The sequence below is a fragment of the Streptomyces sp. NBC_00258 genome, assembly GCF_036182465.1.
GTDB lineage: Bacteria > Actinomycetota > Actinomycetes > Streptomycetales > Streptomycetaceae > Streptomyces.
This window is the reverse complement of record NZ_CP108081.1, coordinates 3,204,040-3,220,285: the sequence shown is the minus strand read 5'-3', so window position 1 is coordinate 3,220,285 and position 16,246 is coordinate 3,204,040. Positions and strand designations below refer to the sequence as shown.

13 protein-coding genes are annotated in these 16,246 nt (G+C 70.8%); 6 read left to right on the top strand and 7 right to left on the bottom strand.

Going from position 1 to position 16,246, the window contains the following annotated elements; translation table 11 throughout:
* Nucleotides 1–145: 145 nt before the first annotated feature.
* Together OG718_RS14490 and OG718_RS14485 are read right to left on the bottom strand one after the other, a co-directional pair.
* A complete protein-coding gene (locus OG718_RS14490; RefSeq protein WP_328844314.1) occupies nt 146–961 on the bottom strand; it encodes a TetR family transcriptional regulator in 816 nt (271 codons plus the stop codon).
* A gap of 175 nt (nt 962–1,136) precedes the next feature.
* Nucleotides 1,137–2,954, bottom strand: a complete 1,818-nt coding sequence (locus tag OG718_RS14485; protein WP_143640983.1) for a 3-hydroxyacyl-CoA dehydrogenase family protein — start codon at nt 2,952–2,954, stop codon at nt 1,137–1,139.
* A gap of 359 nt (nt 2,955–3,313) precedes the next feature.
* On the opposite strand from OG718_RS14485, the gene OG718_RS14480 reads away from it, so the two are divergent.
* Complete coding sequence (locus OG718_RS14480; RefSeq protein WP_143640982.1) at nt 3,314–3,907, top strand: adenylosuccinate lyase; 594 nt, start codon at nt 3,314–3,316, stop codon at nt 3,905–3,907.
* A gap of 308 nt (nt 3,908–4,215) precedes the next feature.
* Here the strand turns inward: OG718_RS14480 and OG718_RS14475 are convergent, their stop codons facing one another.
* Entirely contained in the window at nt 4,216–4,845 is a 630-nt protein-coding gene (locus tag OG718_RS14475; RefSeq protein ID WP_186001320.1) for a response regulator, read from the bottom strand.
* Between the two features lie 362 nt (nt 4,846–5,207).
* Between OG718_RS14475 and OG718_RS14470 the strand changes: the two genes are divergently transcribed.
* Together OG718_RS14470 and OG718_RS14465 are read left to right on the top strand one after the other, a co-directional pair.
* Nucleotides 5,208–5,630 carry a PAS domain-containing protein gene (locus tag OG718_RS14470; protein ID WP_328844313.1) on the top strand — a complete coding sequence of 141 codons (423 nt, stop codon included), beginning with the start codon at nt 5,208–5,210 and terminating at the stop codon, nt 5,628–5,630.
* Nucleotides 5,558–6,223, top strand: a complete 666-nt coding sequence (locus OG718_RS14465) for a sensor histidine kinase (RefSeq protein ID WP_328844312.1) — start codon at nt 5,558–5,560, stop codon at nt 6,221–6,223. Before OG718_RS14470 ends, OG718_RS14465 begins: the two co-directional genes overlap by 73 nt.
* On the opposite strand, the gene OG718_RS14460 is transcribed toward OG718_RS14465, so the two are convergent.
* The 4 genes from OG718_RS14460 to OG718_RS14445 all read right to left on the bottom strand — a co-directional run bounded on the left by OG718_RS14460 (nt 6,196) and on the right by OG718_RS14445 (nt 10,197).
* Nucleotides 6,196–6,747: a GNAT family N-acetyltransferase gene (locus OG718_RS14460; RefSeq protein ID WP_328844311.1), complete on the bottom strand. Its 552-nt coding sequence runs from the start codon at nt 6,745–6,747 to the stop codon at nt 6,196–6,198. The two genes, OG718_RS14465 and OG718_RS14460, sit on opposite strands and share 28 nt — an antisense overlap.
* A gap of 80 nt (nt 6,748–6,827) precedes the next feature.
* Complete coding sequence (locus tag OG718_RS14455; RefSeq protein WP_143640979.1) at nt 6,828–7,226, bottom strand: RidA family protein; 399 nt, start codon at nt 7,224–7,226, stop codon at nt 6,828–6,830.
* A gap of 66 nt (nt 7,227–7,292) precedes the next feature.
* Nucleotides 7,293–8,828 carry an alpha/beta hydrolase gene (locus OG718_RS14450; RefSeq protein ID WP_443055335.1) on the bottom strand — a complete coding sequence of 512 codons (1,536 nt, stop codon included), beginning with the start codon at nt 8,826–8,828 and terminating at the stop codon, nt 7,293–7,295.
* A 334-nt stretch (nt 8,829–9,162) separates the two neighbouring features.
* The gene (locus OG718_RS14445; RefSeq protein WP_328844309.1) at nt 9,163–10,197 is read right to left on the bottom strand and encodes an Rv2578c family radical SAM protein; all 1,035 of its coding nucleotides are present in this window, start codon (nt 10,195–10,197) and stop codon (nt 9,163–9,165) included.
* Nucleotides 10,198–10,381: 184 nt separating this feature from the next.
* Here OG718_RS14445 and OG718_RS14440 point away from each other — a divergent pair, with 184 nt between their 5' ends.
* The 3 genes from OG718_RS14440 to OG718_RS14430 all read left to right on the top strand — a co-directional run bounded on the left by OG718_RS14440 (nt 10,382) and on the right by OG718_RS14430 (nt 16,081).
* Nucleotides 10,382–10,825: an SRPBCC family protein gene (locus OG718_RS14440; protein ID WP_055613469.1), complete on the top strand. Its 444-nt coding sequence runs from the start codon at nt 10,382–10,384 to the stop codon at nt 10,823–10,825.
* Between the two features lie 221 nt (nt 10,826–11,046).
* Nucleotides 11,047–13,443: an MFS transporter gene (locus OG718_RS14435; RefSeq protein WP_328844308.1), complete on the top strand. Its 2,397-nt coding sequence runs from the start codon at nt 11,047–11,049 to the stop codon at nt 13,441–13,443.
* Nucleotides 13,444–13,633: 190 nt separating this feature from the next.
* Nucleotides 13,634–16,081, top strand: coding sequence for a SpoIIE family protein phosphatase (locus OG718_RS14430; protein ID WP_143640976.1), 2,448 nt, complete (start codon nt 13,634–13,636; stop codon nt 16,079–16,081).
* The last annotated feature ends 165 nt before the right edge of the window (nt 16,082–16,246 follow it).

Genomic DNA, 16,246 nt, shown 5'->3' with positions numbered 1-16,246 from the left:
TCTTTACGTAACACTTGAGCGATGATCGATCAGGTTGGGCCTGGAAACGCCCGAATGTGGGCAAAAAGCTGCCGGACGCGCTCACATCGAGCTCGTCCGGCGATTGGCGAGGGCAGCGGCCGAGCCGCGGTTCCGCGGAGTGCTTCTACGAACGTTCCTTGAGCGCCTGCTCGATGGTCCGCATGACCTGGTCCAGCGGAGCGTCCACGCGGGCCACGGTCACCAGCACCTCGCCCTCCACGGACGCGCTGGAGGCGGGCGTCGAGAGCGGCGCGGTCTCCCGCCCCGCCCCGATCCCCGTACCGAAGGTCTTCCGGACGATCGCGAAGGCGTGGTCCAGCTGGCTCTCGACGTCTCCCTGGCCGCCCGCCCGCAGCCACCGCCGCAGGACGTGGTTGTGGGCCGTGACCACGGCGGACGCGGCGACCTCCGCGAGCAACGGGTCGTCGTTGGCGTCGTCGTCGTGGGCGTGCTCGTCGAAGTGGCCCAGCAGATAGCGGGTGAACAGCCGCTCGTACCGCGCCACGGACGCGATCTCCGCCTCCCGCAGGGTCGGTACCTCGCGGGTGAGCTTGTAGCGCGACACCGAGATCTCCGGCCTCGCCGCGTACATCTTCATGACTTCCTTGATGCCGCGGCACACCGTGTCGAGCGGATGCTCGTGCGCCGGCGCCGCGTTGAGCACCGCCTCGGCCCGGATCAACGTGTCATCGTGGTCCGGGAAGATCGCCTCTTCCTTGGAGCGGAAGTGCCGGAAGAAGGTGCGCCGGGCGACCCCGGCCGCGGCCGCGATCTCGTCGACGGTCGTCGCCTCGTACCCCTTCGTCGCGAACAGCTCCATCGCGGCGGCCGCCAGCTCTCGGCGCATCTTGAGCCGCTGCGCGGCCGCACGACTGCCCGCGGCACTCTCCGGAGCGTCGGACGTGGCTGGGGTACGGGAGGACTTGGCGGGCTGGGACATGCCCCGAACGTACTGCATGTACGCGGCGGAGCGCTCATGACCGGGTCTTTCCCCGACCGGGGCCGGGACGGTGACCGGGGCGGGGGCGGCTGCCGGATCGAGCAGCCCGCCCCAGTCCCGGTCCCGGTCCGCGGGACCGTCTCCGGGCCGGAGGCCGGCCCGGAGTTCGGGTGTCTCAGCGCCGTGCATATTCGCGGAAGCCGCGGCCCGTCTTGCGGCCCAGGCAGCCCGCGGCCACCAGGTGCTCCAGGAGGGGCGCGGGGGCGAGGCCCGGGTCACGGAACTCGCGGTGCAGGACCTTCTCGATGGCCAGCGAGACGTCCAGGCCGACCACGTCGAGGAGCTCGAAGGGGCCCATCGGGTAGCCGCCGCCGAGCTTCATCGCGGCGTCGATGTCGTCGAGCGTCGCGTAGTGCTCCTCGACCATCTTGATCGCGTTGTTCAGGTACGGGAACAGCAGCGCGTTCACGATGAAACCGGCCCGGTCGCCGCAGTCCACGGGGTGCTTGCGGACCTTCGCGCAGACCTCCCGGACCGTTGCGTGCACGTCGTCGGCCGTCAGGACCGTGCGCACGACCTCGACCAGCTTCATCGCCGGGGCCGGGTTGAAGAAGTGCATGCCGATCACGTCCTGCGGCCGCGAGGTGGCGCGGGCACAGGCCACGACGGGCAGCGACGAGGTCGTGGTGGCCAGGATCGCTCCCGGCTTGCAGACCTTGTCGAACACCGCGAACAGCTGCTGCTTGATCTCCAGGTCCTCGGCGACCGCCTCCAGCGCCAGATCGACGTCCGCGAAGGCGTCGTACGAGCCCGCCGGAGTGATCCGCCCCAGCGTCTCGGCGGCGGCCTCGGCCGTCATCCGGCCCTTGTCGACGGAGCGCGAGAGCGACTTGCCGATACGGGCCTTGGCGGCCTGCGCCTTCTCCTCGCTGCGCGCGGCCAGCACGACCTCGTACCCGGCCTTCGCGAAGACCTCCGCGATACCGGACGCCATGGTGCCGGAGCCCGCGACGCCGACCGAGCGCACGGTACGGCCGGGCACGAGCGAGTCGCCCTCCAGGGGAGTCAGCGCGTCCCGCACGACACTCGCGCTGCCCGGGGCGTCGTACGTGTAGAAGCCGCGCCCCGACTTGCGGCCGGTCAGGCCCGCCTCGCTGAGCTGCTTGAGGATGGGGGAGGGCGCGTGCAGCCGGTCGTGCGACTCGGCGTACATGGCCTCCAGGACCGTACGCGCGGTGTCGACGCCGATCAGGTCCAGCAGGGCGAGCGGGCCCATGGGCAGGCCGCAGCCCAGCTTCATCGCGGCGTCGATGTCCTCGCGGCTCGCGTACTTCGCCTCGTACATCGCGGCGGCCTGGTTGAGGTAGCCGAACAGCAGTCCGTCGGCCACGAAGCCGGGGCGGTCGCCGACCGCGACGGGCTCCTTGCCGAGTTCCAGGGCGAGGTCCGTGACGGCGGCGACGGCGGCCGGCGCGGTCAGCACGGACGAGACGACCTCGACCAGCTTCATCGCCGGAGCCGGGTTGAAGAAGTGCAGGCCCAGCACCCGCTCGGGGCGGGCCGAGTCGGCGGCCAGCCGTGTGACGGACAGGGCGTTGGTGCCGGTCGCCAGGATCGTCTCCGGGCGGACGATGCCGTCCAGCTCCCGGAAGATCTGGTGCTTGATGTCGTACGACTCCGGAGCCACCTCGATCACCAGGTCGGCGTCGGCCGCGGCCCGCAGGTCCGTGGACGTGACGAAGCGGGCGAGGGAGTCGTCGCGCTCCTGCTCGGTGAGGCGCCCGCGCTGCACGGCGTGGGCGGTCGAGGACTCCAGGGTGGCGGTGGCCTGAGCGGCGGCGGCCTCGCTGATGTCGATGCCCACGACCTCGCGGCCGGCCTTGGCCAGGATCTCGGCGATGCCGGTCCCCATCGTGCCGAGGCCGACGACGGCGACGGTCTTGAGCGGGGACGCGGAGAGCGACAGGGAAGGGTCGGACAGGGGAGTGGCCATCGCGGGACTCCAGGATGAGTGACGACTGAGGGACGCACCCGGATACGCCGACGGGCGCATACGGTGCGGAGGTTGCGGGTGATGCCGGGCTACTGATGCGCACATGCCCGGCGCCGTGAGTGGGTGCGAACGCAAGCCCACGAAAACGGTGAGGAAGACCCGACCGGCCCTGTCCCGGAGCCGTGTCGTACTGAGGTACATGAAGTACCGAACCGACCAGCACCCGCGGCGGCTGCGTCACCAGGCCACCACGAGCAAGTCAGCGAGTGGGTAACTCGCTCGATTGAGCTTAACTCGTGGGTAACGAGCGCGCCAGTCCCCGGTGAATGTGACGTATGTCGCCGATAGGCTTCGGCGATATGGACGAAGAGTTGCGATCGCTCACCCAGCGCTTACGGCACGAGGCGGGCGCGGCTGCGTCGTACTCGTACGAACGGCTGGCCTCGACCGACGACCTCGACGAACTGGCCGACGTGCTCATCGCGCCCGAACAGCGGCTCTGGGCGCGGGAGTTGGCCGCTTTCCGGCTCGGTCTCGCCGGGGACCGGCGAGCCTTCGAGGCACTCGTCCTGCTGCTCAACCACCGTGACCCGCAGCGCTGCGCGTCCGCCGCGCACGCCCTGGCCCGGCTCGGCGACCCGCGCACGGCCCGCGCGGCGGCCGCCCTGGCCACCAACGAACTGCGCGTCGCCTACGCGCTCCATCCCGTACGGCTCCTGGTCGAGTTGCGCGCCCCCGAGTCCGTACCCGCGTTGATCACGACCCTGGCCCGCAGGTTCCGCCCGCACGACCCGTACCGCCGTGTCGCCATCGCATGCGTGGACGGCCTCGGCGCCCTGGGCGACGAACGGGCCCGCCCCGTCCTGAACGAGGCCCTCGCCCATCCGCCGCTGGCCCAGGCGGCGGCCGGTGCGCTGAAGAGACTGCCGGCGCAGCGAGCGCCACGCGGATAGGCGCGGACCGGGCGGGATGGGCACGGGGAGCGCAAGGTCAGCAGCGTGCCGAGTCTGCTCGGTGAAGGCGGGGTCGCCGGGGGTTCGCCCGGCGGGAGACGGGCGACCGGCAGGCGGACGAACGTCGCGGGATCCGACCTGCCGTCATCTCCGCGCATCTGGCCCGGGTCCTGCTCCCCGACGGCCCCGGTCCGCGGGGCCGCACTTTTCGCACGATAGGCAGTGGGCAGGGGACCGGGCATCCCCCAGGCGGGGCGAACGGCCCCCTCAGATGGGCTGATTCACCGTTCTACCTCCGTGCTGCGGCGTCATGCGGTCGGGCGCGGCAGGATGCCCAGTCGTGTCGCCGTGACCACGGCCTCCAGCTGGCTGTGGGCGCCCAGCTTCACCAGGACGCTCTTCACATGCCCGCGCACCGTGTGCCGGCTGAGCACGAGCCGGTCCGCGATCACCTTGAGACCGTGCCCCTGGGCGAGCAGGGCCAGCACCTCGTGCTCCCGGCGGGTCAGCCCGCTCCGCTCCCACCGCTGCTCGGACAGCCGCGCCGCCAGTGTGGACTCCTCCACCAGGAGCTTGCCGTCGGCCGTGGTCCGGATCGCGGTGAGGATGTCCCCGAAGGCGCTGTGCTTGGCGAGGAAGGCCGAGGCGCCCGCCGTCACCGCCCGTGCCAGCTGGTCGGGGGTGGCGTCCGCGGTGAGGACGACCACCCGGGTCGAGGGATGAGCGGCCTTCAGCAGCCGGGTGCCCTCGATGCCGTCCCTGCCCGGCAGATGGATGTCCATGAGCACCACGGAGGGCGGCCGACGGGCCGCCTCCCGCAACGCCTCGTCGACCGTGCCCACCGCGTCACCGCAGTCCAGGTCGGGCTGCGCCGCGATGGCGATGGCCAGGGCGTCGGCCAGCGCGCGCTGGTCTTCGACCACGAGCACGCGGATCATCCCGGATCCTCCCCCTCCGGATGGCCGGCTCTCCCTGGCCGGTTGTGGCGATGCGCTTTCGAGCGTAGTGCCGTACGGCGTCGGCAGTACCCGGCCGTACTCGGAAATGTGTTCCCCGCGTCTGGCCCAACGGCGTTGTGGCAGTCCAGAGTTGAGGCGGAAGCGTGGTTCTCCGCCCCCGCCGCCCCTACCCGTTCCCGTCACTAATCGGGGGCCAGCCCCCGAACCCCCGCTCCTCAAACGCCGGAGAGGCTGGCCAGTAGCCCCTCCGGCGTTTGAGGACGAGGCCGTTCAGGCCGACAGGGGGTCTGGGGGCGGAGCCCCCGGGGACGGGACGGGTAGGGGCGGCGGGGGCGAAATCGATGACTGACGACGGGCCGCGGGATCTGTACGAGGCCATGATGCTGGCCGCGCCGGACGGCATCGTCGCGGTGGACGCCGACGGATGCGTACGGGCCTGCAACCCGGCCGCGGCCGCGCTGCTGGAGCGCCCCGCGGACGAACTGATCGGCTCCGTGTTCGGCTTCCCGCTGGTCCACGGGGAGGCCACCGAGGTCACGCTGGTCCTGCCGAACGGCCGCAGCAAGGTCGTCGAGATGAGGGTCACCCTCGCCCGCCTCGACGGTCGTCACCTGTACGTGGCCGCGCTGCGCGACGGAACCCGCCGACGGCAGGCGGACCATGTCTCCAGTCCGCCCTCGAACACCAGAGCGTGGTCGTCGCGGTGGCCGCGCACCAACTGCACAACCCGCTCGCCGCCCTGGGCGCCCTGGTGCACGTACTGAAGGAGCCGCCGCCCGGTCTGACGGACGAGGGACGGGCGGAACTGGTCGGGCGGATCGCCGAGCGCACGGCCCGTCTGCAGTCGCTCGTCCGCAAACTGCTCACCGCCGCCCGCATCGACGGGGCGTGGCAGCAGGGGGTGCCGGAAGCGGTGGCGGTGCTGGGTTTCCTCCTGGAACGGATCGCCGAGTCCGCGGCCCGCGGCCGGGACCTGCGACTGGCGGTCCCGGCACATCTGGTGGCCCGTGTCGACCGGGTCGGCTTCGCCGAGATCTTCACCAACTACCTGGAGAACGCCCTCGCCTACGGCCGGGAGCCCGTGGAGATCACGGCGCGCGCCACCGGCGGACGCATCGAACTGTCCGTCGTGGACCACGGTCCCGGTGTGCCCGAGTCCTTCGTCCCGCACCTCTTCGAGCGCTACCGCCGGGACCCTGCCACGGCGGCGGCCACCGAGGGCACCGGCCTGGGTCTGTGGATCGCCCGCAGCCTGGCCCGCGCGAACGGCGGCGACGCCTGGTACGAGCCCGGCCGGCCGAGTGGCGCCGTGTTCTGCGTGAGCCTCCCTCAGGAGCCGCCCAGCACACGGGCGTAGCGCAGCTCCGGCACCTCGACACCGTCCACCTCGAAGGGCTCCTCCACGCCGTCCGGTGCGAAGCCGGCCTTCTCGTAGAAGCGGCGCGCGCTCGCGTTCTCCTGGAGCACCCACAGCAGCATCCGGCCGTGCCCCGCTGCCGTGCAGCGGGCGGTGGACTCCCGCAGCAGGGCGCGGCCCACACCGCGCGCGAGCCGGTCGGGGTCCACGTAGATCGCGTACAACTCGGCGTCCGTGGTGCGGACTTCGCCTTCCCGGTACGGTCCGTGGCACGCCCAGCCGACGATGTCGCCGTCCCACTCCGCGACCAGGTTCACCACGCCCTCACGGGCCTGCTCGAAGCGGGCCCGCAGACGCCCGAGATCCTGCGCCGGGTCGAGCCCGTCGAGGTACGCCTGCGGCATCATCCCCTTGTACGCCGTCTGCCAGCCGCGCACGCGGATCTCGGCCACGCGGGGACAGTCGGCCAGAACCATCTCCCGGACGCGAAGGGTGGGCGAGGGGGAGCGGAGGCGTTCGTCCATGGCGGCACCCTAGGCGGCCGTGGCAGAGGGGTCCCGTGAATTACGGCGGGTCTGTGGATCGCCCGGGCGACACCCGCGGCTCACTCGGGCAGCAGCGCGAACGCCTCGATCTCCATCAGGAACTCCGGGCTCACCAGGGCGGCGACCTGCACGGCCGAGGCGGCGGGGAGGCGGTCGGGGGACATGTGCTCGTCCCGGGCCGCGCGGACGGCCGGCATGTACGCCATGTCCGTGACGAAGAAGGTCAGTTTGACCACCTCGTCGAAGGTGGCCCCGGCCGAGGCCAGACAGCGCCGCAGGTTCTCGAAGACCTGACGGGCCTGCGCCGCCGGGTCGCCCTCCCCGACGAGCTTGCCGTCCTCGTCGAGAGCGAGCTGGCCCGAGACCGCCACGAAGCGGCCCGTGCCCATGACGACGTGGGTGTACGCGGCGGCGGGGGCGACCCCGTCGGGGGCGGAGATGCGTGTCAGTTCGGCCATGGATCCATCGTGCACCACGGCACCGACAACGCCCCCGACGGGAAGCCGCCGCTCACCTGCCGGGGCTCAGCCCCGGAATCCGAGCAGCCCGTGCAGCGTCGCGCCGCGCGAGCCCGAGGCCTTCTTGCTCAGCGGTGACGGGTCGGGCAGCGGCTTGCACACCGCGTCGACCTCACCGCCACTGCGCGGCACCCTGCCGTCGGCCAGATACGTGGCCAGATGCTTGTCCAGGCAGGCGTTGCCGCTCAGCGTGATGCCGTGGTTGCCGCCGCCCTGCTCGACCACCAGGCTGGAGTCGCCCAGCAGACGATGGACCATGACACCGCCCTCGTACGGGGTGGCCGCGTCGTCCGTCGCCTGGAACAGCAGCACCGGCGGCACCGAGTCGTTGGAGACATCCACGGGCTCCAGGGAGTCCGTCGGCCAGAACGCGCACGGCGCGTTGTACCAGGCGTTGCTCCAGGTCATGAAGGGCGCCTTCTCGTACACCTCCCAGTTGTCCTCGCGCCACTGCTCCCAGTCGCGCGGCCAGGACGCGTCACGGCACTGCACCGAGGTGTAGATGCTGTAGCTGTTGTCGCCCGCGGCGTCGACGGCACCGAAGTTCTCGTACGCCTCGACCAGCGGGTCGTCGTTCTTGTCGTTCACGAAGGCCGCGAACGCCTCGGCGAGATACGGCCAGTAGCCGTTGTAGTAGCCGCCGGGGACGAACGTGTCCTCCAGTTCGGAGGCGCCCACCGTCTTGTCCGCGGGCTTCTTCGCCAGGGCCGCCCTCATCGCGTACCACTTGGTCTCGATCTTCTCCGGATCGGTGCCGAGTTTGTATTTCGCGTTGTTCTTGGCGACCCAGGCCATGAAGGCCCGGTGACGGTCGTTGAAGGCGTGGTCCTGCGCGAGGTTGTCCTCGTACCAGACACCGGTGGGGTCGACGATGGAGTCGAGCACCATGCGCCGTACGCGGCCCGGGTGGAGCTTCGCGTAGACGGCGCCCAGGTAGGTGCCGTACGAGTACCCGAAGTAGTTGATCTTCTTGGCGCCGAGGGCGTGCCGGATCGCGTCCATGTCCTGGACCGCGCTCACGGTGTCGAGGTACGGCAGCAGTTTGCCGTACTTCGCGCCGCACGCCTTCGCGAAGGCCTTGACCCGGTCGAGGTTGGCCTTCTCCAGGGCGGGGGTGCTCGGCAGCGAGTCGGGGCGTACGGGAGTGAAGTGCCCCGGCTTGCAGTTCGGGGCGGGCTTGCTGGCGCCGACGCCGCGCGGGTCGAAGCCGATGACGTCGTACTGCGAGGCCACCGCCTTCGGCAGCGTGGCCGCGACGAACCCGGCGAGCGTGAGACCGCTGCCGCCGGGGCCGCCCGGGTTCACCAGGAGCGGTCCCTGGGACTTCTTCGCGGTGTGCGGGACCCGTGACAGCGCGAGCGTGATGCGCTCGCCGTGCGGGTCCGTGTGGTCGAGCGGCACCTTCAGGGACGCGCACTGGAGCGTCGGATAGGAGGTGGTGCCGCACTTCTTCCAGGTGAGCTTCGCCGGGTCGGCGGAGAGCGTGGTGCGCGGTGCGGTCGCGGAGTCCGCGCTCGCGCCGGCCGGGATCGCGGTGATCATTCCGGCCACCACGGCAGCGGCACCGCACAGAGCAACTGCGCGTCGGTTCACGATGAATCGCCTCGCATGGATGTTCCGGGCAGGGATTCCGGCCTGATCCTCGGGCCGGGGGTCCGGGGGTTGACCCCCGGGCAGATGCAGCATCGGACCTCCCAGGAACGGAGGGTGTGGGCCGTGCACACCACGGCCTTCGCCGTATCGTCCCGGAGCGGGCGCCCGGAAGAACCGGTTCTGACCGGAGTTTGACCCGATCGGGCCGCGCGATGCGCCCGGATGCAGCTGAGAAGCGCTGGTCGGAGCGGGTGGCGGTGCCGGTCGGAAAAGGTGGTGCCGGTCAGAGAAGGGTGAGTTGGGTCGGCTCCGGGACGGCCGGTTCGGCGGGTGCCGGGATCCTGCGCGGCATCCCCGCGCGCGTGGGACCTATCCCGTACTCCTCGGCCAGTTCGTGGACCTGACGGGTGATCCGGCGCTGGTACCACTTCGGGGCGTAGGCGCCCTCCGCGTACAGCCGCTCGTAGCGGCGCACCAGATACGGGTGGTGGTGTGCCAGCCAGCTCATGAACCACTCGCGTGCCCCCGGCCGCAGATGCAGCACGAGCGGCGTGACCGAGGTGGCGCCGGATGCCGCGATCGCCCGTACCGTCGCGCGCAGCTGGGACGGATCGTCGCCCAGGAAGGGGATCACCGGGGCCATCAGAACGCCGCAGTCGATGCCGTGCTCGCTCAGCGTGCGGACGGCGTCGAGGCGGCGCTCGGGGGCGGGCGTACCCGGCTCGACCGTCCGCCACAGCTCGTGGTCGGTGAAGCCCACGGAGACGGAGATCCCGACCTCGGTCACCGCGGCCGCCTGCTTCAGGAGGTCGAGGTCACGCAGGATCAGCGTGCCCTTGGTGAGGATCGAGAAGGGGTTCGCGTGGTCGCGCAGGGCCGCGATGATGCCGGGCATCAGCTGGTAGCGGCCCTCGGCGCGCTGGTAGCAGTCCACGTTCGTGCCCATCGCTATGTGATCGCCGAGCCAGCGCCGCGAGCCGAGATGCCGCCGCAGCAGCTCGGGGGCGTTCACCTTCACCACGATCTGGCTGTCGAAGCCGAGGCCCGTGTCGAGGTCCAGATAGCTGTGGGTCTTGCGGGCGAAACAGTAGACACACGCGTGCGTGCACCCCCGATAGGGGTTGACCGTCCACTCGAAGGGCATGCGCGAGGCGCCCGGCACCCGGTTCACGATCGACTTGGCCCGGATCTCGTGGAACGTGATTCCACGGAACTCCGGGGTGTCGAACGTACGTGTGGTCACCGCGTCCGCGCCGAACAGCGCGGCGTCCTTCGGCAGGTTGCCGCCGGACTCCACTGTGAGGTTCTCCCAGCGCATGACGCCTCCTCGGTAGCACTGGACACAGAATAGAACACATGTTCCCTTGATCGTGCGAACTCACTTTCGACGGGCGTGGCGTCCGAGGCTCCGGGGCCTTGAGGGGACCCCGATTTGGGCGGCTCGACCGCCTGATGGTTGGCTGAGCGCTGACCCCCGAGATCCCGAGTGCTGGAGGAACGCAATGGCGCAGGTCGAGGCCACCACAGAGCGAGTCGTAGCGGCTCAGCCCGACGACGTGTTCGACGCGCTGGCCGACTACACCGGCACGCGTCCGAAGGTTCTGAGCGAGCACTTCAGCGAATACGAGGTGCGCGAGGGCGGAGACGGTGAGGGCAGCCTCGTCCACTGGAAGCTCCAGGCCACGAGCAAGCGCGTCCGCGACTGCCTGGTCGAGGTGAGCGAGCCCACCGACGGCGAGCTCGTCGAGAAGGACCGCAACTCCTCGATGGTGACCACCTGGAGGGTCACTCCGGCCGGCGAGGGCAAGTCCCGGGTCGTCGTGACCTCGGTGTGGAACGGCGCCGGCGGTATCGGCGGCTTCTTCGAGAAGACCTTCGCGCCCAAGGGTCTCGGGCGGATCTACGACGAGGTGCTGGCGAAGCTCGCCACCGAGGTGGAGAAGTAGCCCTCCTGGTTCGTCACGGTGGGCGCGTGGACGCGCTCGGCCGGGCGATTCTCACGCTCACCGTTTCGAGTGGTTTTCGGTATGGCTCCGTCGTACGCCGTAGGGCTCCCACCGGCGGTTACGCCCGCTGAGCTCCACTGACGGGCGACTCGTCGCGCTTGCTCCCAGTTGTCGCGTAATGCGAGAAATGGGCCGCGCAGGCGCGACGAGGGGAGCAGCACGTGGGCGGGACGACTCTGGCGACGAGCGAACGCGGCGTTTCGGCCACGGCCCCTGACACACCCCAAGGGCCGCCGGAACCACCGCAGTTCGAGGAGCTCAGCCCGGCCCGCGTGCGGATGGTGTTCTTCGCCCTGATGCTTGCGCTGCTGCTCGCCGCGCTGGAGCAGATGATCGTCGCCACCGCCCTCCCGAAGATCGTCGGGGAGCTGCACGGCCTGGACAAGATGTCCTGGGCCATCACCGCGTACCTGCTCACAGCCACCGTCGGGCTTCCCGTCTACGGCAAGTTCGGCGACCTCTACGGCCGCAAGGGCGTCTTCCAGTTCGCGATCGTCGTCTTCGTGATCGGCTCCGCGCTGGCCGGATGGTCGCGCACCATGGACCAGTTGATCGCCTTCCGCGCACTCCAGGGCGTCGGCGCCGGCGGACTCATGATCGGCGTGCAGGCGATCATCGCGGACATCGTGCCGCCCCGCGAACGCGGCCGCTTCATGGGCCTGATCGGCGCCGCCTTCGGCCTTGCGTCGGTCGCGGGACCGCTGCTCGGCGGCTACTTCACCGACCACCTCTCCTGGCGCTGGTGCTTCTACGTCAACGTGCCCTTCGGCCTGGTCACGCTCGCCGTCGTCGCCGTCGTGCTCAAACTGCCGAAGCCGACCGCACGGCCCCGCCTCGACGTGCTCGGCGCCCTGCTGCTGGCCGCCGCCTCCACCTGCCTGGTCCTGCTGACCAGTTGGGGCGGAACGGAGTACGCCTGGGACTCGCGCGTCATCCTCGGGCTCGGCGTCGGAGCCGTCGCCGCCACGGCCCTGTTCCTCGTCGCCGAGCACTTCGCGGCCGAACCCCTCATCCCCCTGCGGCTGTTCCGCGACGGCGTCTTCAACGTCACCGGCCTGGTGGGCGTGATCGTCGGGGTCGCCCTCTTCGGAGCGGCCAGCTATCTGCCCACGTACCTGCAGATGGTCGACGGCGCCACCGCCACCGAGTCCGGCCTGCTCATGCTCCCGATGATGGCCGGCATCGTCGGCGCCTCGGTCGTCTCGGGCCAACTCATCAGCCGCAGCGGCCACTACAAGATCTACCCGATCCTCGGCGGCGTCCTCTCCGTCCTCGGCATGTGGCTCCTGTCGCGGCTCGAAGTCGACACGCCCCGGCTGCACTACAGCATCTGGATGGCCGTACTCGGCGCTGGGATCGGGCTCGTCATGCCCGTACTGATCCTCGCCGTGCAGAACTCCGTGGACCCCCGCGACCTCGGCACCGCGACCAGCGCCAACAACTACTTCCGGCAGATCGGCGGCAGCGTCGGCGCCGCGATCTTCGGCACGCTCTTCGCCGACCGGCTCGCCGACTCCCTCGCCGAACGGCTGCCCGCCGGGGCCGGCCTGCCCGACCCCGAGTCCATCACCCCGCAGCTCGTCCACGCACTGCCCGCCGAGCTGCGCGACGGCTACATCGCGGCCTACGCCGACGCCATGCCGCGGATCTTCCTCTACCTCGTGCCGGTGCTCGTCCTGGGCCTGCTCGTCGCCTTCTTCCTCAAGGAGAAACCGCTGGTGTCCCACCACACCTCAGCCGCCCCCGAGACCACCGCGTCCTACAACTCCTCGGTCCCGCAGGCCCGTTCGCCGTACGCCGCCGGGGTGCCCGTCTGCGGCACCGTCCAGCATCCCGACGGCACCGTCGTGCCCCGCGCCGCGCTCACCCTCATCGACGTCGCGGGACAGCAGATCGGCCGGGGCGCGAGCGGGGACGACGGGCGGTACGCGCTGTCGACTCCCGGGGCGGGGTCGTACGTCCTCATCGCCGCGGCCGGCGGGCATCAGCCGCAGGCCGTCAGCGTCACCGTCGGGGAGCGGCCGGTCGAGCTGGACGTCGTCCTCGGCGGCGCCGGACGGCTGGCCGGGAGCGTGGTGACGGCGGACGGGACTCCCGTACGGGATGCGACCGTCACGCTCACCAACGTGCACGGTGAGGTGGTCGCCACGACTCGCAGTGGGCGCGAAGGGAGTTACGTCATCTCGGAGTTGGTGGCGGGGGAGTACACGTTGGCCGCGAGTGCGCCGGCCTTTCGGCCCGCTGCCCTGCCGGTGAGCGTGCAGGCCGCCCGGGAGACCCGACAGGATGTCGAGCTCGCGGGTGGGGCGGTGCTCCGGGGAACCGTGCGGGCCAGTGGAGGGCGGGCTGTCGAGGATGCGCGGGTGACGCTGCTCGACGCCGCGGGGAATGTGGTGGACACGTTGACCACCGGGGGTGACGGAACGTTCCGGTTCGTTGATCTTTCTTCGGGGGAGTACACGGTGATCGCCGCGGGGTACCCGCCGGTGGCTACTGTCTTGCAGGTGGCCGGGGGTGGGCGGACCGAGAGGGATCTGCAGTTGGGGCACGAGGATTGAGGGTTGTGCGTCGGCCGCGGGCCGGTGGGGGCTGGGCGCGCAGTTCCCCGCGCCCCTAAAAGAGCCCCTGACGGGGCTCGGTGTGCGCCGGAGTCAATTCGCTCAATGCCACACATGGCAACCGGGCGCGGACGTACCGTGGTTGTGCTGGTACAGATCTTGCGGACCGTGGGGAGAGAGGGCCTGGGCCATGGACCGTGGCACCGAGATGGGCACAGCTCACGGCCGTGCGGGCGGCAACGGGGTTGCGGCGGGCCGGATTCCGTTGGCCGTGGTGGTCGTCGACCGCGAAGGTCTGGTCTCGCACTGGAGCCGGGGCGCCCGGCGGCTGTTCGGCGCCGCCAAGGACGAGGCGGTCGGAAGGCCCGCCGTCGATCTGCTGCCCGTGTCCGGCGCCCTGCCCTATGACGACGAGGCCGCGCCCTACGGGGCGTACTCGGTGCACGACGGCCTCGGGCCCGACCTGGAGTCGTCCCTCGACGGACGGCTGTCCTATCCGGCGGCGGGGCGCGCGCGGTTGTCGTCGCCCGACAACGACCGGATCGACGTGCTGTGGTGGGCGTATCCGCTGGTGGGGCCGGGGCCCGAGCGGCTGCTGGTGCTCGCCGCCGACGCGGACGGGCTGCGCCACGAGGACACCGGCGCGGGCCTGGCCATGGAGCGCATCGCACCCGGGTTCGCGCTGCACACCGACTTCCCCGGCGCCGAGGAACTGGCCCGCAGGCTGCCCGAGATCCTCCCCAGCATGAGCGTAGGCGAGAGTGCCCGCATCGTCGCCCAGGTCCTCGAACTGGGTTATCCCGTCCTGGAGTTCAGCCAGAACGACCGGGTGCCCGTCACTCCCGACTGGGGCGTGCCCCGGCGTGCCGAGCGCAAGGCCCGCCAGGAGCGGGTGGCCGCTGCCGTCGCCGCCGGCGCACCCCTGCCGCAGGACGAACCCGACGAGGGCGAGGACCTCGAATACGCGGCCGTCCGCGAGCGCCTGGAATTCCTGAACGAGGTCAGCGGGCGGATCGGCACCTCGCTCGACCTGTCCCGCACCATCGTCGAGGTCAGCCGGGCCGTGGTCCCGCGCTTCACCGACGTGGCCGGCACCTATCTCCGCGAACAGGTCGTCGCAGGTGAGGGCTTCCCCGAGGGCGTGCCCGACACCACCACCATGTGGCACCGGGTCGCCCTGGAGCACACGGACGAGCCGGGCCGCTGGGACGACGTCGTGCCGGTCGGCGAGGCCATGCCGTTCCCGGCACACACCCCGTTCTTCCAGTGCATGACCACCGGCGACCCCGTTCTCGTGCCCCGCATCAGCGAGCAGATGGGGCACATGATCGCCGCGCAGTTCGAGAAGCGGGACATCAGGCCCCTCATCACGGGCCGCTCCATGCTGGTCGTGCCCCTCAAGGCCCGCAACGTCGTCCTCGGCTTCATGATCCTGCTGCGGCACCCCGAGCGCGTCGAGTTCAACGACATGGACCGCGTCACCGGCGCCGAACTCGCCGCCCGCGCCGGGCTCGTACTCGACAACGCCCGGATGTACACGTACCAGGAGAGCGTCGCCGAGACCCTCCAGGACAGCATGCTGCCGCACATCGCGCCGCGCATGGCGGGCTGCGACATCGCGACCCGCTATCTGCCGGGTACGTTGCTGGGGCGGGTCGGCGGCGACTGGTTCGACTCGGTCAAACTGCCCGGGTCGCGGACCGCACTCGTCGTCGGTGACGTCATGGGGCACGGTCTCAACTCGGCCGCGATGATGGGCCAGTTGCGCACCGCCGTACAGACCATGGCGGCCCTCGACCTGCCGCCCGTCCAACTCCTGCGCAACCTCGACGACTTGGCGCAGCGCCTCGGCGAGCACTACCTCGCGACCTGCCTGTACGCGGTGTACGACCCCATCAAGAGCGAGTTGCAGATAGCCAACGCGGGTCATATCCCACCGGTGCTGGTCCGCGCCGAGGACGGCCGCAGCGATCTGCTCGACCTGCCCACGGGTGCGCCCATCGGCGTCGGCGGGGTGCCCTTCGAGTCCGTACGGGTCCGGGTGGCGCCCGGCGACCGGCTCGTGATGTGCACCGACGGCCTGGTCGAGGTCCGCGGCGAGGACATCGGTGTCGGACTCGCCACGCTCTGCGAGTCCGCCGCGCATCCGGCCGCTTCCATGGACGACGCCTGCGACACCATCATCCGAGCCCTCAACACCCGCGGCGGCCGCAAGGACGACGTGGCGCTCCTGATGGCCCGGCTCAACGGCATCGAGCCCGAGGACGTCGCCCAGTGGCGGATCGGCCACGACCCGATGGAGGTCGGCAGGGCACGCGCCGTGGTCCGCGAACAGCTCCACGTGTGGGGGCTCAACTCCCTTGTCGATCCGACCGAGTTGATGGTCAGCGAGCTCGTCACCAACGCCGTACGGAACTCCCACAGCCGGCCCATCGAGCTGCGGCTCGTCCGGGGCGAGACGCTGCTGTGCGAGGTGGACGACGACGACCACACCCTGCCGACGCTCCTCAGCGCGCGCCCGCTCGACGAGTTCGGGCGCGGGATGCGTGTGGTCAGCACGCTGGCGCGGGAGTGGGGGACCAGCCGGACGAGTTCCGGCAAGACCGTGTGGTTCGAGTTGACCCTTCCCCGCCGCTAGCCCTGTCGGCGCCGCCTCTCGCCGTCGGTGCTTGGGGAGTGAGGGGCACGAGGGGCGCACATCGGCGTGCGGCTGTCGAATGAGCGGTGAAGGTGTGCGCCGCGTGCTTGTCGCTTCACTCCGGGCGCGATAAACCGGACTGCCCGTCACTTTTCGGCGGTCCAC

Coding starts and splice junctions, on each gene's coding strand:
- OG718_RS14490 (WP_328844314.1), bottom strand. CDS start 961: ATGTCCCAGCCCGCCAAGTCCTCCCGTACCCCAGCCACGTCCGACGCT.
- OG718_RS14485 (WP_143640983.1), bottom strand. CDS start 2,954: ATGGCCACTCCCCTGTCCGACCCTTCCCTGTCGCTCTCCGCGTCCCCG.
- OG718_RS14480 (WP_143640982.1), top strand. CDS start 3,314: ATGGACGAAGAGTTGCGATCGCTCACCCAGCGCTTACGGCACGAGGCG.
- OG718_RS14475 (WP_186001320.1), bottom strand. CDS start 4,845: ATGATCCGCGTGCTCGTGGTCGAAGACCAGCGCGCGCTGGCCGACGCC.
- OG718_RS14470 (WP_328844313.1), top strand. CDS start 5,208: ATGACTGACGACGGGCCGCGGGATCTGTACGAGGCCATGATGCTGGCC.
- OG718_RS14460 (WP_328844311.1), bottom strand. CDS start 6,747: ATGGACGAACGCCTCCGCTCCCCCTCGCCCACCCTTCGCGTCCGGGAG.
- OG718_RS14455 (WP_143640979.1), bottom strand. CDS start 7,226: ATGGCCGAACTGACACGCATCTCCGCCCCCGACGGGGTCGCCCCCGCC.
- OG718_RS14450 (WP_443055335.1), bottom strand. CDS start 8,828: ATGATCACCGCGATCCCGGCCGGCGCGAGCGCGGACTCCGCGACCGCA.
- OG718_RS14445 (WP_328844309.1), bottom strand. CDS start 10,197: ATGCGCTGGGAGAACCTCACAGTGGAGTCCGGCGGCAACCTGCCGAAG.
- OG718_RS14440 (WP_055613469.1), top strand. CDS start 10,382: ATGGCGCAGGTCGAGGCCACCACAGAGCGAGTCGTAGCGGCTCAGCCC.
- OG718_RS14430 (WP_143640976.1), top strand. CDS start 13,634: ATGGACCGTGGCACCGAGATGGGCACAGCTCACGGCCGTGCGGGCGGC.